18 protein-coding genes are annotated in these 21,012 nt (G+C 58.0%); 5 read left to right on the top strand and 13 right to left on the bottom strand.

Going from position 1 to position 21,012, the window contains the following annotated elements; translation table 11 throughout:
- Nucleotides 1-19: 19 nt before the first annotated feature.
- Complete coding sequence (locus tag ACRQ1B_RS13375) at nucleotides 20-178, top strand: YqaE/Pmp3 family membrane protein (protein WP_432294167.1); 159 nt, start codon at nucleotides 20-22, stop codon at nucleotides 176-178.
- 677 nt (nucleotides 179-855) lie between these two features.
- The gene (locus ACRQ1B_RS13370; RefSeq protein ID WP_432294166.1) at nucleotides 856-1,644 is read left to right on the top strand and encodes a DUF1194 domain-containing protein; all 789 of its coding nucleotides are present in this window, start codon (nucleotides 856-858) and stop codon (nucleotides 1,642-1,644) included.
- Here ACRQ1B_RS13370 and ACRQ1B_RS13365 read toward each other — a convergent pair whose 3' ends face one another.
- The 6 genes from ACRQ1B_RS13365 to ACRQ1B_RS13340 form a co-directional block, all read right to left on the bottom strand.
- Nucleotides 1,645-2,928 (bottom strand): flavin monoamine oxidase family protein, encoded by a 1,284-nt coding sequence (locus ACRQ1B_RS13365; protein WP_432294165.1) that lies wholly within the window; start codon nucleotides 2,926-2,928, stop codon nucleotides 1,645-1,647. It lies immediately after the preceding gene.
- Nucleotides 2,929-2,986: 58 nt separating this feature from the next.
- The gene (locus ACRQ1B_RS13360; RefSeq protein ID WP_432294164.1) at nucleotides 2,987-3,769 is read right to left on the bottom strand and encodes an SDR family oxidoreductase; all 783 of its coding nucleotides are present in this window, start codon (nucleotides 3,767-3,769) and stop codon (nucleotides 2,987-2,989) included.
- 93 nt (nucleotides 3,770-3,862) lie between these two features.
- Nucleotides 3,863-4,882, bottom strand: a complete 1,020-nt coding sequence (gene tcuB, locus ACRQ1B_RS13355; RefSeq protein WP_432294163.1) for a tricarballylate utilization 4Fe-4S protein TcuB — start codon at nucleotides 4,880-4,882, stop codon at nucleotides 3,863-3,865.
- Nucleotides 4,869-6,083 (bottom strand): FAD-binding protein, encoded by a 1,215-nt coding sequence (locus ACRQ1B_RS13350; protein WP_432294162.1) that lies wholly within the window; start codon nucleotides 6,081-6,083, stop codon nucleotides 4,869-4,871. The genes tcuB and ACRQ1B_RS13350 overlap by 14 nt, the downstream gene beginning before the upstream one ends.
- Nucleotides 6,084-6,302: 219 nt before the next feature.
- Nucleotides 6,303-7,403, bottom strand: coding sequence for an RHE_PE00001 family protein (locus tag ACRQ1B_RS13345; RefSeq protein ID WP_432294161.1), 1,101 nt, complete (start codon nucleotides 7,401-7,403; stop codon nucleotides 6,303-6,305).
- Nucleotides 7,404-7,910: 507 nt separating this feature from the next.
- The gene (locus tag ACRQ1B_RS13340) at nucleotides 7,911-8,744 is read right to left on the bottom strand and encodes a helix-turn-helix transcriptional regulator (RefSeq protein ID WP_432294160.1); all 834 of its coding nucleotides are present in this window, start codon (nucleotides 8,742-8,744) and stop codon (nucleotides 7,911-7,913) included.
- Nucleotides 8,745-8,954: 210 nt separating this feature from the next.
- On the opposite strand from ACRQ1B_RS13340, the gene repA reads away from it, so the two are divergent.
- From repA to repC, 3 genes are all read left to right on the top strand, one after another.
- The gene (gene repA, locus ACRQ1B_RS13335; protein WP_432294159.1) at nucleotides 8,955-10,172 is read left to right on the top strand and encodes a plasmid partitioning protein RepA; all 1,218 of its coding nucleotides are present in this window, start codon (nucleotides 8,955-8,957) and stop codon (nucleotides 10,170-10,172) included.
- A complete protein-coding gene (gene repB / locus ACRQ1B_RS13330) occupies nucleotides 10,169-11,191 on the top strand; it encodes a plasmid partitioning protein RepB (RefSeq protein ID WP_432294158.1) in 1,023 nt (340 codons plus the stop codon). Before repA ends, repB begins: the two co-directional genes overlap by 4 nt.
- 187 nt (nucleotides 11,192-11,378) lie before the next feature.
- Nucleotides 11,379-12,767 carry a plasmid replication protein RepC gene (repC, locus tag ACRQ1B_RS13325; RefSeq protein WP_432294157.1) on the top strand — a complete coding sequence of 463 codons (1,389 nt, stop codon included), beginning with the start codon at nucleotides 11,379-11,381 and terminating at the stop codon, nucleotides 12,765-12,767.
- Between the two features lie 146 nt (nucleotides 12,768-12,913).
- Here the strand turns inward: repC and ACRQ1B_RS13320 are convergent, their stop codons facing one another.
- The 7 genes from ACRQ1B_RS13320 to ACRQ1B_RS13290 form a co-directional block, all read right to left on the bottom strand.
- On the bottom strand, nucleotides 12,914-14,761 hold the full coding sequence (locus ACRQ1B_RS13320; RefSeq protein WP_432294156.1) for a DUF2264 domain-containing protein: 1,848 nt from the start codon (nucleotides 14,759-14,761) through the stop codon (nucleotides 12,914-12,916).
- Nucleotides 14,762-14,848: 87 nt separating this feature from the next.
- Entirely contained in the window at nucleotides 14,849-16,129 is a 1,281-nt protein-coding gene (locus ACRQ1B_RS13315) for an ABC transporter substrate-binding protein (RefSeq protein WP_432294155.1), read from the bottom strand.
- Nucleotides 16,130-16,176: 47 nt separating this feature from the next.
- The gene (locus tag ACRQ1B_RS13310; protein ID WP_432294154.1) at nucleotides 16,177-16,896 is read right to left on the bottom strand and encodes a DUF624 domain-containing protein; all 720 of its coding nucleotides are present in this window, start codon (nucleotides 16,894-16,896) and stop codon (nucleotides 16,177-16,179) included.
- A gap of 30 nt (nucleotides 16,897-16,926) precedes the next feature.
- A complete protein-coding gene (locus tag ACRQ1B_RS13305; RefSeq protein ID WP_432294153.1) occupies nucleotides 16,927-18,039 on the bottom strand; it encodes an ABC transporter ATP-binding protein in 1,113 nt (370 codons plus the stop codon).
- A 12-nt stretch (nucleotides 18,040-18,051) separates the two neighbouring features.
- A complete protein-coding gene (locus ACRQ1B_RS13300) occupies nucleotides 18,052-19,224 on the bottom strand; it encodes a glycoside hydrolase family 88 protein (protein ID WP_432294152.1) in 1,173 nt (390 codons plus the stop codon).
- Between the two features lie 4 nt (nucleotides 19,225-19,228).
- Nucleotides 19,229-20,065, bottom strand: a complete 837-nt coding sequence (locus ACRQ1B_RS13295) for a carbohydrate ABC transporter permease (protein ID WP_432294151.1) — start codon at nucleotides 20,063-20,065, stop codon at nucleotides 19,229-19,231.
- Nucleotides 20,066-20,068: 3 nt separating this feature from the next.
- Nucleotides 20,069-21,010 (bottom strand): carbohydrate ABC transporter permease, encoded by a 942-nt coding sequence (locus tag ACRQ1B_RS13290; protein ID WP_432294150.1) that lies wholly within the window; start codon nucleotides 21,008-21,010, stop codon nucleotides 20,069-20,071.
- Between the last annotated feature and the right edge of the window lie 2 nt (nucleotides 21,011-21,012).

The following is a 21,012-nucleotide window of genomic DNA, read 5'->3' as shown; positions in this document are numbered from 1 at the left end:
CAGTATAAGGACCCGGGTCTTGGACGTTATCCGTATTCTCTTTGCCATTTTCCTGCCGCCTGTCGGTGTTTTTCTTCAGGTCGGGCTTGGCCTGCATTTCTGGCTGAACATTTTGCTGACCCTGTGCGGTTACGTTCCCGGCATCATTCACGCGATCTGGGTCATCGTGAAGAAGTAATCCGGCTGCCGGTGTGGTCAAGACTGCACCGGCAAACGCCGCCTCCCTTGGCAAATCGCCAAAACCGCCCCCGGATTTCTCCGATCTATATTTGAAAAGTCCGTATTTATACAAAATACAGAACACCTGTCATCTTTGGCAGGCGATGGTAAAACCACAATTGTTGCCTGTTATAAATTGTACAACATTGTTTTCATTGAACAAATTTAATCGCCATTTTTGGTAATATTTATTCGCTGCGTTTCGCACCGAGTACAGCTGCGTTATTTTCCAAGTGCGAAATGATTCGCATGAATATTGGCTAGATGATTTAGCGAGGCTGCTTTGAGCGAGCAAAGTAGTACAATTGAGTCCTGGGCTTTCCAGAGAGCGCACCAGATTGTGGTTCACCAGGGATTGAGTCTTGTCGATGCGGCACAGTCGCTCGATCATAAGCGTACCAGCAACAATACCTATGCATTGCGACAGGCAATTTCCGACTGCCTGCTGGAGGCCTTGAAACACGGTCTTGGCCCCAAGGTCCTGGAAGAAGTCAGACAATAAATCGCGAACAGCCCTTTTCTTCCCGAAATCTCGGTTGATATCACCGTTATGTGAAACGGCGCTGACACCGGGCTCTCGCGCAAGTCGTCTTCTGTGTTACTCTTCTAATAGATTAACGCAGTGACGGGGTTGAAATGCTGGTCACGATTGCGATGCTCATGGGGCTTTCAGTCTCTCCGACGGTTGTCGCCACGACCGGCGGCGGCGAGGTGGATGTCGAGCTGGCTTTGGCCGTCGATGTTTCCCGATCCATGGATTACGACGAGGTTCGTATCCAGAGGCAGGGCTATGTCGAAGCTCTCTCTCATCCGGAGTTCATCAATGCCGTCAAAGGCGGCCTGCTCGGGCGCATCGCCATCAGCTATTACGAATGGGCGGGCGACGTCGATCAGGCATCCGTGATCGATTGGCAGATCATCCAGACGGCCGAGGATGCGAAGGCCTTTGCGGATAAACTTGCCGCCCGACCGATTGCGACCCAACGGCGCACTTCCATATCCGCGGCCATCAGTTATGGCGCGATGTCCATCATCTCCAATAATTATCGTGGCATGCGCCAGGTCATCGACGTTTCCGGTGATGGCCCGAATAATATCGGCGTTCCGGTTCAACCTGTCCGCGACAAGGCCGTGGAAGCCGGCATCGTGATCAACGGCCTCGCCATCATGCTGCGCCCCTCCGGCACATCCGGCGGGCTTGATCGTTATTACTCCGATTGTGTTGCAGGAGGTCCCGGCTCCTTTGTCCTGCCGGTCCATGAGATTGGCGATTTTGCCATCGCAGTGCGCCGAAAACTGGTGATGGAAGTCAGCAATGTCATGCCCGGTGACGGCCCTTATCCCGGCATCCGGCGCATCGCGGCCGAGCCGAAAACCGATTGCATGTCGGGCGAAAGGCAATGGCAGGAATTTCTCGATCGCTGATCACTCTTCCCGAGAGGTTTCGCCCAATCCGAGGATGCGAGCCGCGACTTCTTCGCCGGCGACGATTGCGCCTTCGATATAACAGGGAAAGGAAGAGGCCAGTTCCGAACATGCGAACTGCAGCCGCCCTGCCCCTTGCCGCAACACATCCTCGGCTGTGAGAGCGGAAAAATCGCTAATCGCATCGCCATAGGCGCCGCCGCTCCATGGATCGTCGACCCAGTTGCGAATGCTGACCTCGACCGGGTTGGCCGCCTCCTCCCCCAATGCTTCAACAAGGCGCGTCTTGGCCTCCGACACCAGCGCGTCATGGCTCCGGCCGGCCCGATCTGCAGCGATGGTGCCGGACAGAAACAGCACGAGGCCGGCAACCTCCGGGCCGCTGACATCACAGGCATAAAGCCCGGTCGGCTGCCGCCACATGATGGTGCCACTCAACCCTTTCTCGCGCCAGAAGGCCCGCTCATAACGCAGAAAGACCTTGAGCACCGCGCCGGGCTTCCACACATTTAGAGCGGACCTGAGGGCCACCGGCAGCGGCGGCTGATAGTCCAGCCGCCCGGCCATCACGGGCGGCAGTGCAATGACCACCCGGTCAGCGGAAAAGCGGCCATGTTCGGTTTCGATGTCGATCCCGTCCGATACCTCCACGATCCTGCGCACCGGCGTCGAGAGCCGAATACGATCGCCCAGTTCGCCAGCCAGATCCTCGGCCAAGGCCTGCATCGTATCGGCCAGAAAATACTCCAGTTCAGAATATTCGCTGGTCACGCGGCGGTCGTTGGAAATGAGATACCAGAGCGGCAGGATTTCTGCGGGCTGGTTCCAAAGCCCTTCCACCATGGCGCGGAAGGCTGCCCTGACATCCTTGTCTCTGGTCTGCGCATCCAGCCACTGGCCGACACTCAGAGCGGCGATCGCAGGATCGTCCGGCTCAATCATCAGCATTTCTTCACGCAGCACATTCACCGCCGAATAGATTGCATCGGCCTCGCGCGCGTCGATAGGCGGCAAGAAAAGACTGTCCCCGTCCATCCATGTCTCGACGACACGTCGTCCGTATTTCTCCACCAGTGCCGAAACCCGCGGCATGTCGCGGCTGAAAAACTGGCCACCGCCGTCGATCACGGAGCCGTCCTGCAGACGCGTAGCCTCCGTCCGTCCGCCCACCCTGTCGCGGGCCTCGAGCACGAGAACATTCATTCCATGTCGCACAAGTGAAGTGGCGGCTGAGAGACCGGTGAAACCGGCACCGATGATGATGACGTCGTATTCGGATGGCATGAGCGAACCCAAAATATCTATCGCAAGAGTGTTCTGTCGGTGTCGCGCCAAACGGTACTCAGCGCAAGAGCCCCTGCCCGCCATCGACATAGATCGGCACGCCGGTCACGTGTTTCGATCGCGGCGATGCCAAAAACAGCACGACCTCTGCGACATCCTCGCTTTTCCCCGGCCTGCCGTCACTGATCGGCACCTGACCCGCCGGCCACTCGACGGGAATGGCCGTCTCCTCCGCATGCCGCTGCTGCGTATTGTCCTCGATGCTGGTTTCGATTTCACCGGGACAAATGGCATTGACCCGGATGTGATGTTTGCCGAGTTCCAGCGCCAGTTGTTGCACCATGGCAACCTGCCCGGCCTTGGTGGCGGAATAGGCCGTCGCACCGGGCGTCGTAAAGGTGCGGTTGCCGTTGATCGAGGAAACGACGATGATCGACCCGCCATCCTGTTTCTTCAGCTGCGGCACCGTTGTGTGGAGGGTCAGATATGTACCACGCAGATTGACCGAGATCGTCTTGTCCCATTCTTCCGGCTTCAGATCATCGATCGGTGCCCAGACACCATTGATGCCGGCATTGGCGACGACGATGTCCAGCCGCCGGTAGGTCACGATCAGTTCTTCCACGGCGCGGCGCATGTCTGTCTCGGACGCAACATCCGCCTCCAGCACGAGTGCCTCACCGCCTGACTTGGAAATCGTCGATGCCGTCTTTTCGATCTCGGATCGGGTGTGACCGAGGAGGCCAACCTTCACTCCCTGTCCGGCCAATGCGATTGCCACTGCCTTGCCGATGCCGGAGCCCGCGCCGGTCACAAGCGCCACTTTGGAATTCAGTTCCATGAAAAATCCTCTCGCCGCGTCAGCCATTGCGGGACCAACGGAAAGGCTCTGCCAAGGTTCCGAGCGGGCCATTAGATGAGATAGCCCGACGGATCAAACCTGTCGGCGCTCCATTGCCGCCCGCAACACGGCGGCAGCGCGATAGGCGCCATGCGCCAGCTTGCCCGATGAGACCAGCAGAAACAGGCTGAGCACCGCGCCGAAATGCAACGCCAGAAGCATGCCCATCATCATGGTCTCGCGAAGCGCCACAAGCGCAAAGCCGGTCACGGAAACCAGCATCAACAGATTGAGAAGCAGCGTGTCTTGGAGCGCAGAGATTTTTCGGTTTCGGTTTCGCTGCATTTTGCTCCAGCACAAGCCACCACATCCGACGATCGTCAGGAACCCGCCGAGGCTGCCGAGAACGACCGGCAGGCTCGCCAGAGGATAGGGCGCCCGATAGTGAAAACCGTGATGATAGATGGTCGCAACCGAGGTCGAGGCGAAACACAGGCCGAAGCCGATCACCAGCGCGTAATGCGCCCATCGTCGCAGCCCACCATGATGACAGGCAATGCCACCGCCTTCGAGATTGCGTAGCGTCACCACATCGGAAAGCGCCGCGCGGATCACGCCGCGTGGATTGCCTCCTCCGCCATCTTTCCAGAAACGGAGAATGCCGAGGCACAGGGTGGTCATCGACCAAAGCAAAACCAGACCGGCACCAAGGCTGAGAACCGACCATGGCAGGACTGCATAAAAAGCACCCGGCCCGGCATGCCGCCCAAACAGACGATCGGCCGGAACCAGCAGCAGCGTCAGGAGCGGCACCAGCGGCACGAACAGTAGCGCCAACCACGACCACGCCGCCGGCCAGAACTGCGCACGCACGTCGGCCAGCACTTTCGGCGGATCGATATCGAAGACATGCGGCGGCGCGTATTGGCATGCTTGAAGGCAATTGCCGCAATCGTGGCACAGATGCGCGAGATAGGTAATGTCACCGTCCGCAAAGGCAGACCGCCTGCGCGCGGCGCGGAACATCTCGCAAAAGCCGCTGCAATAATCACAGACGCCGCAGATCGTCAGAACCCGCGCCGCCTCTCCCATCACGGTCTCATCCAAGCGCATGACGTGCCGCCTCCCGACCTGCGATCCGGCCGAAAACGGCGCTGATGGTCAGTGCCGTTCCGGACAGATATCCGGTATGAAGAATGCCCGCCGCCATGATCGAACCCGCCGCGAACAGATTTTGTCGCACAGAACCATCCTGCATTTTCACCCGCGCGCGTGTATCCACATGCAGACCATGGCAGCCAAAGGTGAAGCCCGGCGCGACCGGCCAGGCAAAAAATGGCGGCTTGTTCACCCGTCCACTCTCTTCGGCAGACCGCGACAATACCCCCACATCCATCCCGATCAGCGCCGCCATGTCGGCAAGTGTGCCTGCGCTGATCGGCGGAAAAACCATCATTGGCATCTTTGAAAATCCTTCGGCATCGACCACCAAGGTGGCGCGCGGTGACGACAGTCTTGCAATCGCCTGTCCCCAAAGACTGTAACGTCGGGGACCGCTGACCACAGTTTCCTCGATAAAACGCCGTCCCGCCTCATCCACCATCACCCCGAATTGCATGCCGTCGATCCGGGTTACGATGCCGCCATCATGGGCCGGCGAACGGCCATCCACTGCGACGAGATGCGCTGCTTCAGGCACACCGATCGCTGCCGCCCCCGCCCCGACCAATTCCTGCATCAACCCTCCGGCATTGAACGGCGTGCCACGATTGATGATTGTCTTGAAGCTGCCTACCTGCGCACTGCCGCAGCACGCCGCGACTGCCTTGGCGGGCAGGTCGTCCAAATCGAGCCTGTGCATGTCGCTCTCAAACCGTATCTCGACACCCAATGCCTGCGCCCGGGCGTAAAGCGCATTGACCACGGCCTTGCCGCCGCCGAGAAAAAAAGCCGTCCTGCGTGAAGCGGGAATGTGCCGCGTCTGGAAAACAACGCCCTGCCCCACCAGCCAATCGGCCAGATCAACAGCCTGATGCGAGACCGACCGGATCAGCGCCGCCTCCCCCTTCCCGCTCGAAATCTCCCCCAGCTCTTGCGCAAACTCGACGACGTCATATCGACCCGGAGAATATCGAGTGGGCGCATCGTGCGGGATGCGGATATTGCGAGCGTGGCGCAGGTTGCCGCCGCGCATATGTGCAGGTGCCGCCTCCAGAAGACGGGTTTTCGCCCCGGCGAGCCGCGCCGATATTGCGGCACACAATCCGGCCATTCCACCGCCGATGACCAACACATCCGGCCGATAATCTGCCAAGCCTCTCACCGGATACCGGACCATCGAGACGCAAAAAATCTCCAATCAATCCCAGCCGACATGGGCGAGCTGACTGGTTTTACGAAAAGTTGCCACCTGGCAATTCTTGAAAATCGGGATGCCATAAGGTCAATTGCCGTATCGAACACGGCTTGTCCTTGACCTCAGACAAGCATCCCGCTGCCGGTGCCGAACAGGTATCGCCGAAGGTAAATCACCCTAAAGAACACCCCAGGCGCGAAAACGTCCACGCCCCGTCAGTTCCCGCAGGTTCAGTTCAGAGGCAATTTTCAACGCCCCCTGAGGCGTCACTGAAAGCGTCTCCACAATCATGCCGGTGGACACGATCGGCCTCGATAGAACCAGATCGATCAATTGCGGCAGCTTCGACGAACTGCGCCGACCGGTGAGACGGTGCTGCATCTGTTGGCGCGCCAGAAGCAGCCGGTCATGTTCCCTGAGGCCAAGTTCGGCTGCTTCCTGCATGGCCTCAATCAAGGCCAGCAGTCTTGTATCGCGATCACGATGCGTCCGTTTCTGGCGCGGCACCTGTTTCAGCCCGTGGCTGATCGGCAGCAGGTAGCTCGCCGTCAGGCCGGCTTCCTGCATTATTGCCGCAGCCAATAACCGCCCTAGCCATGGCGCATGTTGAAGCACCTGCAGCTTATTCCAGGCATCCAGCAACAGCGCCGCGCGCACCACCGGCGGAAGTCCGTCGCTGTCTTTCAGGCTTCGCTGCCATTCGCCCAGTCGCTCGTCTTCGTCCCAGTCAGGCTCGTAAACAAGGGCATCGCGTTCCGACTTTAATCCGGATGAGACCGTGCCTTTTGCTGCCGCAAGCAGCCGTTCACTACGCGCCAGAACCGCATCGATCTCCGCCAGCTCGATGGCGAGAGGTTCCTCGTCATCCTCATGATCGAAAAAATTTGCCGGTTGCGGAATCGATTTGACCTCCAGCGCGGGCTCAAGCTCCTCCTCACCGCGTCGCAACTGACGCAGGCCCTCTGCACTGAAGGCCCAGCCGGGTGGATGCGACACGATCCGGCGCCTGCTGCGCAAAATGTCCTGGGCGATCGTCAGCTCATGCGACGGCCGGCGGACACCCATGCCCGCATCATGAAGCACGAGATCTTCGAGGTGAACCAGCTCACCATCGATCCACAGGGAGGCGCAGGCATCAAAGAAGTGTGCGCGGGCCAGCCAGCCCTCACCTTCATTCGAACGCCGGACACGCTCATCCAGCCTCGCCAAGGTGGCAGTTGCAGCCGCGGTAGGCGCCAGCAGATCCTCTAACGGCAATTTTGATAGGTCGTAGCGCATCCTCTTATGGCTAATTGATTCCATGGGTGGATGCGATAGGTCGACGTGATTATCCGCCGGCTTCGTTTTCGGGGGAAGGGGATACGGGTCGGGAAATTGTTATGGCAGCCGACATGACCGACGTTTAACCATGTTTTGGGGAAGCTGTATCCATATGATATCTATAGCATTTGCAATAGATATGAAACCGAAACCACCATTAGGTTTCAGCACTCCGACTCAGATAATTTCGCTCGTCCAGCAAGCGCAGATCACACTGTGGCGGAAAGAATCGGCACCTCTGCAAGAATCGCCAAACTACGATAGTCTTATACAACAGCACGGCTGCTAGGGCCAGTAGACGGCAAAATTCTATAGGGTTTCTTAACGGCTCAACGCACTTTTTGTCTTCACCGGTCCAATCGCCTTGCCCCGCCAGGGAGAGTGTTCTTCCATGGTTGCCATATGGCAACCGGCTCCACGGGGGCTGCGCCCGAGCGCCTTGGCAGGACGAACTCATCTGAAAAGTCAGTCGATGATCCGGCGCCTGATCGCCTCAGCGATGGCCTCGGTCCGGTTGGAGGCCCCCACTTTCTTCACCGCTGTCTTCATATAGGTATTGACCGTCTCGACCTGATAACCACTCTCGGCGGCGATGCGCTCGCTGGTCAATCCATGGCTTGCGAGACGCAGGCAGATGAGTTCGCCGGACGACAGCTTCATCGTGTCAGCCGCGAAACGATCCATCAGCCACCTTGTCATGGCCACGTGGGTTGTTTCGCAGATCTGCTTGAGAAAATCGATTTCATCCGCATCGAAGCGAAACGTGCGGGTAAAGGTGATGCCGCCATAGATCTGCTGACCACGCCGTAAGGGGAACAGCGTGCGATTGAGCACCCCGAAACTCGTCATCAGTTGCGACAGTCGATCACCGGGCGGCGAGGCCGCAAAAACCTCGGCATCACAAACCACATCAACGGCCATCGCCGAAGCCGCCACCAGTGGATCAAACAGATAGAGCTTCTCTGCCACATATGAATCCATATACCCGGGCGGCAGGTTGGTATCGATGGACTGCCCCCGACCGAAGCGGAAACGATCAATGTCCAGACCACTTATAGCCACAAAATCGAAATGCACCGCACGGCGCAACCTTTCGATAAAGGGGTGATGATGGAAGAACCGGGTGCGCGGCACCGATGCAAGATCGACGAACTCGCCAAAATCTTGATCGTGAGAATCGGGAAGCATTGCCATGAGAACTCGAAGCTCGGAGATGCGGTTTCGTCGACCATAGGCCGACGGCAGAACTCCAGCAATCACTATTGGCAAATCCACGCCAGGACCTGCATCAGAATGCAACGTTACGCCCCGCCGCCGATCGTTGCCATATGGCAACTAGTCAGAAATGGATTCGCCCGCACACAGTTTTCGACCCACAGGCAGCAGTGAATGGAAAAGGGGAGAAAAACCCGTTAACCCCGCGTTAACCTTAAAGGCCTTGCGACTCAGAGCGACTCAGGTCATGGTTCGCTACGGAATATTCCGTCACTCTGGAGATTTATCGTAGTTATGGCCAAGACACGTAGTCAGCCTGCGGAAGCGCAAGAAGCCAAGCGACCGATGACCGAAGTCATCGCGGGCGATGGCGCAGCACTTTCCGAAGAGCTGCAGGCAATGCGTGCTGCGCTCTTTCCCCCAGTCGCGCAGAAAATGCTCCGCTCTTTTTCATCGGTGGAGTCTGCCAAGCTGATCGGCATCGCGGATGCCTATCTTCGCCAGCTTTCACTCAATGGTAAAGGCCCTCAGCCGACGATCAACAATGGCGGCCGGCGGTATTATACGCTGGACCAGATCAATGAAATTCGCGCCGTGCTTGACGAAAATGCCAAGGGCAACAAGCGGTATGTTCCTCGCCGCCGCGATGGTGAGCACTGCCAGGTCATGGCCGTCGTCAATTTCAAGGGCGGCAGCGGCAAGACCACCACCGCGGCACACCTGGCCCAGTACATGGCGTTTCAGGGATATCGCGTTCTCGCGGTCGATCTCGACCCGCAGGCATCGCTGACGGCCTTGCATGGCTACCAGCCGGAATATGATATCGCCAGCAACGAGACCATGTATGCGGCGATCCGATACGACGATCAGCGTCGCCCGATGAAGGATATCATCCGCAAAAGCTATATTCCGGGTCTCGATATCGTGCCGGGAAATCTCGAGCTGATGGAATACGAACACGACACACCGCGGGCTCTGGCCGAACGTGGTGCCGAACCCTTCTTCGGCCGTGTCGCGTCCTCGCTTGGTACCGTTGCCGATGATTACGACGTGATGGTGTTGGACTGCCCGCCGCAGCTTGGCTTTCTCACGCTCGGCGCGCTTTGTGCTTCGACCGGCCTCATCATCACCGCGCATCCACAGATGCTCGATGTCATGTCCATGTGTCAGTTCCTGCTGATGACGTCCGACCTGCTCGGCGTCGTGCAGGAATCCGGTGGTGACCTTGATTACGATTTCATCCGTTACGTCGTCACCCGTTACGAACCATCAGATGGACCACAGACACAGATGGTGGGTTTCATGCGCTCGCTTTTCCGCGAACGCGTCCTCACCAATACAGCACTCAAGTCGACAGCGATCTCCGATGCCGGACTTTCCAAGCAGACGCTTTACGAAGTCGGTCGCGAGAATTTTTCGAAAAACACTTATGACCGCGCCATGGAATCGCTGGATGGCGTGAACAGCGAGATTGAAGGTCTGATCCGTCAGGCCTGGGGTAGGGCAGGATGAGCCGCAAGGATACGTTAAAAGCCATGTTGTCGCGTCGGGATCACGAGTTGCCAGCTGGCAACCCGGCGCCCGATCATGCCGTTCAACCGGATGCCGCGAGCGATGCCAAGTTGCAGCATATTCGCTCTGGCGCCGTTGGTGCCATGGGCCGTACGCTTGGTCAGATCGCCAATGCCGCCGATCAGGCCCGGGCACTCATTGCTGCCGGTTCCGCCGTCATCGAAATATCAGCCGAGAAGATCGAAGGCTCGTTCGTCAACGATCGTCTTCCCGATGACGGCGAGGATTATCAACGCCTGACGGATGCCATTCGTGAATCTGGTCAGAAAAGCCCGATCCTCGTTCGTCCGCATCCGACCAAGGCTGATCATTACCAGATCGCTTTCGGTCATCGTCGCGTTCGTGTTCTTCGCGCACTCGGTCGCCCGGTCAAGGCTGTCGTCCAGAACCTGTCGGATGAAGAACTGGTCGTTATCCAGGGTCAGGAAAACTCCGCCCGTTCCGACCTCAGCTATATCGAACGTGGTCTGTTTGCGCTGGCTCTGGAAGAGAAGGGCTTTGATCGTCGCATCATCATGTCGGCGCTTGGCATGGAAAAGACACAGCTTTCGCGCCTGATGTCGGTTGCCCATGGCCTGCCACGTTCGCTGATCGAAGCCATCGGTCCTGCACCCAAGGCTGGCCGTCCGCGTTGGGTTGCCTTGACCGAACGACTTGCATCGCTTCCGGATTCACCGGCCCTTGCTGCACTTCTGCAAAACCCGCAATTCCTTCAGTCGGATTCAGACAGCCGCTTCGTCAAGGTCATGACAGCCCTCTCGGTCAAGGTCGAAAAGGAAAAGCCGGAGCCAATCAAGGCGACGAGCGGCGTCAAGCTGGCGGTCATGGAACGTTCCGGCAGCCGCACCAATCTTCTCTTTGATGAGAAAGTCGCACCCGAATTTGCGGATTTTGTTGCAGCCCGTCTGCAGGATCTGCATCAGGAATATCTCAAGTCGTCAGCACTGCGCCACGACTGAGACGATCGATCAACTCTAACCAAACAGGAGAGGGACAAGAGCGCAAAAGAAAAGCCCCCGAACGTCACCGTTACGGAAGCTTTCCTCGTAGTCTGAGCAACTCGAGAATCGCACTTCCTAGAATCAGTGTCAAGCACGGCGTCGTTTCGGCGAGCGAATTTCTTTTGCCTGTCACAAGGTGAAAGTCATGAACAGTGGATATCTGACGACGCCCTTTGGGCGGCGGTCGATGACGCTTGCCATGTTGACGGATCAGATCGTCGACGCGGAAAAGGTCACCGACAAGTCCATCGACAAATGGGAACTCTATCGTGCACTCTGCCAGGCAAAGCCGTTACTCGGCCTGTCTGACCGTGCGTTGGCACTTCTCAATGCTCTTTTGAGCTTCTATCCCAAAGCCGAGATTTCCGTTGCAAACGGTCTCGTTGTCTTCCCGTCCAATCAGGCTCTTTCCATGAGAAGCCATGGCATGGCCGAACAGACCATTCGCCGTCATATGGCATCACTGGTCGAAGCCGGTCTGTTGACGCGCAAGGATAGCCCCAACGGCAAGCGTTATGCCCGTCGCGGGAGGGCAGGGGATATCACCCAGGCCTTTGGTTTCTGCCTACAGCCGCTTCTCGCGCGTTCGGAAGAAATCTTTGCGCTGGCTGAAAAGGTCGAACGTGAGCGTCTCCAGATCCATCTCCTGCGTGAGGAAATCTCTCTTCATCGTCGCGATATCGGCAAGCTGCTGATCGTGGTCGAGGTGGAAGATGTCCCCGGTGACTGGGCGGCGCTCAAAATCCGTCTGGCGGAGCTTGTTTCGGCTCTTCCGCGCAAGGCTGAACTCAATCAGCTTGAGGCTCATCTCTCGATTCTGTCGCGCGTTCATGTGGAAATCGTCAATTCATTGAAAAACTTTGCAAATTCTCAAAATACGAGCGGCAACACCTCTCAGAATGAGCGGCACATAGAATCCAAACCAGAATCCAGATTCGATTCACATCTCCCTGTTGTTGAACCGCGCGAGACAAAAGCACCGTCGAGCGTGAAGCAGGCACAAAAGCCGCTGTCACTGGATCTGGTCAACCGAGCCTGCCCCAATGTCGCAATCCTCACTGGCAGCGGCAACATCAGAAACCTGCAGGACCTGATGTCGGTTCAGCCTGTTCTATGCTCCATGCTCTCCATCAACCGTCAGCTTCTGGATTTCGCCAACAGCACGATCGGAACCGTAGATACTGCCGTGACCCTTGCCTGCCTCTATGAGAAGGGTGAGGAGATCGCTTCACCGAGCGGTTATCTTCGTAATCTCGCATCCTCGGCAAAGTCTGGAAAGTTCGATGTGAGACCGATGGTAGAAAGGCTGGTGATGACACAGCTGGCAACTTCTGCGGATCAGCACACAGTTATCGAAAACGATGATGCTGGTGATCTGGACGAGACCTCAGCCTTCCTCACGGCTGACGAAGCAAGGCAGGCCTATCTTCTGTCGAGCAAATCGTCCGCGTCTGTCTTTCCGGTCACGAAAAGGTCTTATGGAAACCCGGCATCCTCTTCTATGCATCGCATGACCGCGAGAGGGATGGCGTAATCACCGTGAGCGAGCGATCCGTAATGATGCAGCAAAACAAATGGCCCGCCAGCCAGCCCACAGATGCCGCAGAAACGGCGATGCGTGGGAAACTGATCGGACCATCGTTTTGGCAGCTGGCGCGTCTTCAGCGGCCCGGAAATGTTTTAGAGGTCAAAAGCCGGGACACGTTCGCCGCTGTCACGGAAAAACGCTTCCAGTTCGGTCAGATCGGGGCAGGCGGGAACCGTCTTGGAAAAGTCCGGGTCCGCATTGGTACTAGGCAGGGCGATGAAGGCGGCAGCCAGAACCGTGGTGCCGGTAGCAATCTCACCGCGAAGCTGCGGAACCAGCGTCTTGGCATGGATAAGGTTGCTGTTGGCGATGGCACTGATGGCGTGGCCGTTGCGCCGCAGATCGGGCGACAGATCGATGGCGGCACTGATATCCGTCTGTCCGTTCCAGATGGCTCTGCCCGGTTCCTGCACGTTGGTATCGGCATTGAAATCGGCACGCGGAATGGCAAACCCGCCCTCGCTCGTCTGCAAGGTTCGCGGTGTGTGAATGCGGTGGATGCGGATATGCCAGGGATCAGCCGGGACAAGCCAGGTCTCGACCGTCACATCCTCCCACGGCTTCCAGCGGGAATAGAGTTTGTCGCCGGCAATGAGGGCTTCTTCCAGCACCTCGCGCATGCGAAAATGTACGTCGTCGTCGGAAAGGCCCAGCATGCCGTCAAAACTGGCGGCAACGAAATGCCGGTCGTTGAGCTCGATATTGAAAGCGTAACGGGTCGAATAGACGAATTTCGAATATTTCTCGTTGGCACCGAGCATCCTATCATGGCTCTGGCCGGAGGAAAGCACGACCGTATTGCCCGGTGTGTGCATCGCCACCATACCGGCTTCCTTCAGCGTTACCGGATCGGCAAAGCTCGGGGCAGGGGTCTCGTCAGCCGTCCAGAAGGGATGATCGGCGGGCAGTGCCAGCGGCAGGAAAAATTTCAGTGCCCAGTAAGGCGAACCGGCGGAGTTATAGCTCTCGCTCATCATCAGGTTCGGATACCCGTAACCGATGGACAGCACACCGTCACGCTCGGCGATCGGCAGGTCCGACCACCAGCGGATATGGCGCATGTAATAACCCTTGATCTCGCTCCAGGGCAGGGCCTCGACACCGGCAAAGGCCAAGGCGCCCCAGATACCGCCGCAGGCAAAACGATAGGTCTGGCTGCGGCCGAAGGCGAGCGCCGCACCGTCTGGGCCGAACCAATGCCGGATATCCTTGGCAAACACATGTGCACGCGCGCGGTAGGCCTCAGCGCGTTTCGTGTCTTTTTTGGCGATGACGGAATAGATCAGCGCGTAAAAATGCAGGGCGAACGGCACATAATGGTCGACCCGTTTCACCGGCCCGTCGCGATACCAGCCTTCGCCCAGCCGGAACGTTTCCACTTCATCGAGATATTGTTGCGTCAGCGAACGGTCGAAATCCACACCCGCCTGCGTCAGCCCGAGATCGATCAGGATGCGGAAAAATTTCCAGTTGTTGTCGACGAAGTCCTTGGTCCTTGCCGAGATCAGATAGGCGGCAATCGTCTCCTTCTGCGTTTCGCTCAGCGGGTCCCAGATGAACTGCGGCACCATGGCGATGGCAAAACCAATGGCAGCAAGCTCGACCTGCCTTTGGTCTGTTCGGGAAACATCGCCCCAATATTCCGGGTGGTTCGGATCGGTGCCGTTGGCAAGGCCACGGCGATAAAGATCCCAATGCGGAAAATCATAACCGCCGGTCGCCATGGGCACGATGCCCCAGAGCGGACGGGCAAACCCTTCGAGATCGGCGGCCGCGCGATCGAAATGCGCACCGGTGGCGCTGAGTCGCACCCGCGCACCACCTTCTGAAAAATATGGAAGCAGCGGATTGAAAAGATCCATCACCGCCTTGGCGAGATCATCGCGGCTTAGGAGAGGATTGCCGTTAAGGGGATTGGCGCGGGCGGGATCATAGATCATCGGGCTTCCAGTCATTCGAGCATTGCGGGTCTTGGGCGGACAAAAGAAAACCCCGCGGCAACCAAGGTTACCGCGGGGCAAAAGGTCTTACTTGATGGCCTTCACGCCGTCGGTCATTTCCTTCAACCCGTCATCGATCGAGATATTGTCGGTCATCAGCGAGTCATGCGCGCGGTTGAGGATGACCTCGATCCGGGCAGCATTCGGCGTCACCGCCATTTCCAGATAGGATTTTCCGGGCTCCAGTGCCGCCTTGCTGGCCTCGTCCTGCGGGAAACCATCCAGTGAGGCGATCTTGGCCGTCACTTCGGGCGTGCGAACGGTCGGGATCGTGCCGGTCGACGCAATGATCGAGGCGCCTTCCGCGCTGGTCACGAACTTGATAAAATCAAGCACCGCTTCCTTGTGGTTGGAATTGCTGTTCACCGACAGGCCGGAAACCTGCGCGGCCGTGGTGCCGGCAACAACGCCGTCCGGATGCGGGAATTTCACGATACCCCAGTTCTTGCTCTTCGATTCGCCCGTCTTAACTTTGGCGATCTGCGTGCCGACAAACCATGTGCCCATCGGCAGCATGCCGATCGTGCCGTTGAAGAACGGACCGGAATAGTGGGTGTTGGAGGTCTTCAACGTTGCATAGGACGGAATGACGCCATCTTCCTGCAGTTTTAGCGCACGCTCGTACCACGGCTTGAGGAAGGCGTAATCCGGGCCGGCCAGCGTGTTCTTGCCGTCCTGAATGCCGGGCAGCTCAACGGTGGAGCGCCATGTGTGCAGAAGCGCGCCATAAGTCTTGTTCACACCCATGCCGCCGGCAAGCTTCGTTGCCGTCTCGTCGAACTGTGCCCAGGTCATGTCATTGGTCGGGTAGGGCACGCCGGCTTTGTCAAAGATGTCCTTATTGTAGTAGACGACCCAGAAATCCGAGCGGAACGGCAGCGAATAGATCTTGCCGTCAATAGTCATCTCTTCGGCGAGACCGCCGAAGGATGACGGGTCGATGTTCTGCTCCTTCATGAAGCTGGAAAGATCCATGATCGAACCGGCCCGGATCAGGTTCGTGTAATTCGGCACGTCTTTGACGGTGACGATGTCGATATCTTTCGAACCGCCCGCCAGCTGCGTGGCGATCATCTGCTGATAATCCTGCGAGCCGAGATCGATATGCTCGAACTTCACATTGGGGTTCTTGGCCTGATAGCCTTCGATCAGTGGCTTGTAGAACGCCACCTTGTCCCAGTCCCAAAGCGCCCAGCGCAGCGTGACGGCGTCACCGGATTGCGCCAAGGCAACACCGGCGGTCGATGCCGCAAGGGCCAAGCCCGCAAGTGTCAGTTTCATGCCTCTCCCGAAAGTCTCCAAATACATCCTGTTTCTCCTTCCCTGGATTGTCTCTGGTCTCGATTGTTTCTGCGTCAGAAATGCCTCGTGTCGGCCGCCTCCACTTGAGAAGCCGATGGCATGGCCAGCACCATGCCCGCCGCGCGATGTGCGGCGAAGGCAATGGCAAAAAGCCCGAGCGAAAAATTGACCGTGGCCGGCATGAACACCGACACCGGGTAAAAGGCGATATGGGCCACCCACAGCGCGGCATTGAACAGAAGTGCGGCCAGCACTGGCAGCGGCCGGATGATCGAGGCAATCGCCGCCAGCCGAACAAGGGCTTTCGCCGGCATGTCGCGCATCACCATCAGCACCAGAAGATGGCAGGCCATGACGGCGAGAAAGACTGTCACAACCAAGGCAATCGCCAGCGGTGCCGCCATCAGCAGATTTTCGCGCGCCGTCGATGCATAGCTGGCAACGGCATAACCACCAAGGCCGATGGTGGCAAAGAACAGCAGCCCCCAGCCGATCGCGCGCCAGAAATAACGGCGTAGCGCTTCGAGGAAATCACGCAGCAGATAGGTGTTGCGGTCCTCGACGAAGGCGACGCACACAAAGGCCATTGCGGCGATTGCTGCGGGCAGGGGGATGATCAGCAGGGCGGCCAGGATGAACAGGATGTTCAGCTTGACCATTTCCCACCATTCACGTGCAAAGATCTGGCAAAATAGGGCAAGGCCGGTCTTCTTCGGCGCATTCTTGGGAATGCCCGGCCCTTCCTTCATCCAAAAATCCCGCAGCCACTGCATGGCCTTCCCTTCCCTCCAGGTGCGATCTCGTCAGTAGAGGATCGACCGTTCCGTTTGCCTGTCGAACAGCTGCATGTTGGTCGTATCGACCACCAGCTTGGCCGTTTCACCCATACCCGCCTTGAAACGCGGCGAGACACGTACAGTCATAGGCTTTTCCCCGGCGGTGATATTGAGATGGATCTCGGAACCCATCGGCTCGGCGAGATCGACGATCGCCTCGAAGGGGGCAAGATTGTCCGGGTTGATGTCGCCCGGCGCCAGTTCATGGAAGTTTTCGGGGCGAAGGCCCACAACAACCTGTTTGCCGATGTAAGGCGCGATCCGTGCCTTGTCGAAACTGGACGGGATCGGCAGTTCGCGGCCGTCGAAGATGGCCACATAGCCGCTTTCACCACGGCGCTCGATCTTCGAAGGCAGCATGTTCATCTGTGGTGCGCCGATGAAGCCCGCCACGAACATGTTGATCGGCCGGTCATAGAGGTTCTGCGGCGTATCGACCTGCTGAATATGACCGTCCGCCATCACCACGATGCGGTCGGCCATGGTCATGGCTTCGATCTGGTCGTGGGTCACGTAGATGAAGGTCGAGTTAAGCCGCTTGTGCAGCTTGGTGATCTCGGCGCGCATCGTGCCGCGCAGTTTGGCATCGAGGTTGGAGAGCGGCTCGTCGAGCAGAAACACTTCCGGATTGCGCACCATGGCGCGTCCCAGCGCCACGCGCTGCCGCTGGCCGCCGGAAAGCGCTTTTGGCTTGCGGTTCAGAAGATGCGTGATGTCGAGGATCTTTGCCGCTTCCTGCACCTTGCTGTCGATGACCTCGCGCGAGGCTTTGCGCAACTGCAGGCCGAACGCCATGTTCTTGTAGACGGTCATATGCGGGTAAAGCGCATAGTTCTGGAACACCATGGCGATGTCACGGTCCTTCGACGGTACGTCGTTGACGACGTCGCCGCCGATGATCAGCTCGCCGCCGGAGATTTCTTCCAGACCGGCGATCATGCGCAGGGTCGTGGACTTTCCGCAGCCGGAAGGCCCGACCAGAATGATGAATTCCTTGTCTGAAATCTCCAGATCGATGTCATGGACAACGGTCAGGGCACCGTAGGTCTTGTTCAATTTCTTCAGTGAAATGCTGGCCATCGGTTCAATCTCTCACCAGTAGGAAGACCACGAACGCGACAGGCGCGTCAGGGCCTCCATGTAATAATAGTCACCCCAGGACACGCACTCATCGACGCCTTCGCCGCGGCAGGTGTTGTAGGGGGATTTCTTGGAATAGGTGCCGTGCAGCACGAGCCCATTGGAGACGGCCGGGTCTTTCACGGCGTAATGATCGGCAAGGCTTTTGATCATGCGGCGGGCGAGATCGCGGTAACGGTCCGCCGCTTCGCCGCCGACAAGATCGGCCATTTCCAGCAGCCCGCAGGCCACGATCGAAGCCGCCGACGTATCGCGCGGTTCGTTATCGCCGTCCGCAAACACCATGTCCCAATAGGGCACCAGATCGGCCGGCAGCTTGTTCAGGTAAAAAGCCAGAAGCCGGTCGAACGTGTCGCGGTATTCATCGATGCGCTCGTAACGATAGGAAAACGCCATGCCGGCCACGCCCCAGGCCTGGCCGCGGGCCCAGAAACTGTCGTCGGCGTATCCCTGTTTGGTCACGCCGCGCACCGGCGCGCCGGTCACCGGGTCCATGTAGAAGGTGTGATAGGTGGAGTTGTCTGGTCGAACCGAATTCTTCAGCGTCGTGCGCGCATGGATCAGTGCGATATCGCGATATTTCTGGTCGCCCGTCTGTTCCGTCGCCCAGTAAAGCAGCGGCAGGTTCAACAGGCAATCGATGATATAGCGGTATTCATCCGGGTTTCCCTTGCGGCCCCAGGCCTGAATGAACTGGCCGATCGGCTGGTAACGTTCGAGCAACTGGTCGGCGGCCAGAAGTGCTGCCTTACGGCCATCCTCGTCGCCCACCAGTTTCCATGCGGCAATGCAGGAAGGCGAATAGAGGAACCCCATGTCGTGGTGGTCGGTCTCGATGCGGTTTTCGATCCGGTGCAGAAAACTCTGCACCTGAATCTGCGCCGCATACTGAAAGGTCTTGTCGCCGCTATGCTCGAAGGCGAGCCAGATCTCGCCCGGCCAGAAGCCGGCTGTCCACTGGTCGTTGGCAACGGCGGGATAAAAATTGTTCACGCTCGAATGGTTCTGGGCGCTGTAGGTGAAGTCCGGCAGGTTACGGCGGATCTGCTCAACAGCGGTATCGAGGGCAGCTTTGACCTCTTCGTCGGTAATCGGCTGCGGAGCGACGGGGGAAATGGCGTTCATGAACTTAACCCTTGATACCGGAGGATGCGACGCCTTCGACGAAGAAGCGCTGCAGCGACAGAAAAACGATCAGCACCGGGATCAGCGCCACAACGGAGGCGGCCATGATCAGCCCGTATTCGGCCGAATATTGGCTGATGAACATGCGCAAGCCGATCTGGATCGTCTTCAGCTCGGTCTTGGTCAGGTAGATCATCGGCCCGAGAAAATCGTTCCAGGTGGTAACGAAGGTGAAGATCGTCAGCGTCGAGAGTGCCGGCTTGGAGAGCGGCAGCATGATCTTTGCCCAGATCTGGTATTCGTTCATGCCGTCGATGCGCGCCGCTTCGCACAGTTCGGTCGGGATCGACATGTAGAATTGCCGCATCAGGAACACGCCGAATGCGGTGAAGGCCTGAAGGCAGATCAGCGCTAAGTGCGTGTTGTTGAGGCCGAATTCGCGCATCAGCAGGAATTGCGGCACCATATAGACCTGCCAGGGCATGGCGATGGTGGCGATGTAGCCGAGAAACAGCGCGTTCTTGTAAGGGAAATGCAGTTTTGCAAAAGCATAGGCCGCAAAGCTCGATGTGAACAGCTGCATCAGCGTCACGATGATCGTCAGCTTCGACGTGTTGTAGATGAACAGCGCCAACGGGATTTTCGTCCAGATATCGACGTAGTTCTGCCACTGCGGCTGTGAAGGAATCCATTCGATCGGGAAGACAAAAACTTCGCTGCTGAGTTTCAGCGAGGCCGACAGCATCCAGGCGAAAGGCAACAGCATCACGATGGTGATGAGGATGACCGTCGCATAGATGGCGAACAGCTTTCCGGTGAGTTTCTGGCCGGCAATGCGCATGGCTCAGTCCTCCTTCTGGCGACGGAACTGGACGACGGTCACGGCCAGCACGAGGAAGAACAGGACGAGCGCGATCATGCTGGAATAACCGAGATCCCAGGAAATGAAGGCCTCGTTGTAGATGTGATAAACGAGCACGAGGGTCGAGGTGCCGGGGCCGCCCTGGGTGATCATGTAGATCTGGTCGAACACTTTAAACGACTGGATGGTCAGCATCACGGTCACGAAAAAGGTTGTCGGCCCAAGCTGCGGCACGGTGACATAGAGAAACTTCTGCCACGCATTGGCGCCGTCCAGATCGGCTGCCTCGTAAAGCTCGGAATTGATGCCCTGCAGGCCGGCCAGATAGATGACCATAAAATAGCCCATGCTCTTCCACACGCCGAACAGGATGACGGTGACCATCGCCCAGTGTCTGTCGGCGGCCCAGCCCGGCATGTTTTTCGGGTCGAGGCCAAGAGTGTAGAGGATCATGTTCACCGGCCCCATTTCGAGGTTGAAGATCATGTTCCAGACAACGGCGACGGCCACCAGCGAAGCGACATAGGGAAAGAACATCGCGGTGCGGAAAAAGTCGCGGCCAAGGATTTTCTGGTTGAGCAGAATGGCAAGGCCGAGCGCGCAGGCAAGCGTCGCCGGCACCGAGACCACCGTATAGATGATCGTGTTCCAGAAAGCGTCCTTGAACGCCTTGTCCTCGAACAGGCGCCAGAAATTGTCGAGACCCGCAAAGGTCATGGCATTGCTGCCATCCCAGTGCATGAAAGCCAGCACGAAGGCGAACAGGATCGGCCCCAGCGTGAAAACCGCAAAACCTAAAAAATTGGGAGCAATGAAGGAATAGGCCACAAGCGCATCCTGCACCTTGCGGCGACGTCTGGACACGACCTTGCGGCGTCTCGCCGGAACCGGGGTGTCGCCAGCGGCAATGGTGGTATTGGCCATGA

The sequence above is a fragment of the Endobacterium panacihumi genome (assembly GCF_050847465.1).
Lineage (GTDB): Bacteria > Pseudomonadota > Alphaproteobacteria > Rhizobiales > Rhizobiaceae > Neorhizobium > Neorhizobium panacihumi.
Note: the sequence above shows the minus strand (reverse complement) of the source record. Positions and strands in the feature narration are given on the sequence as shown.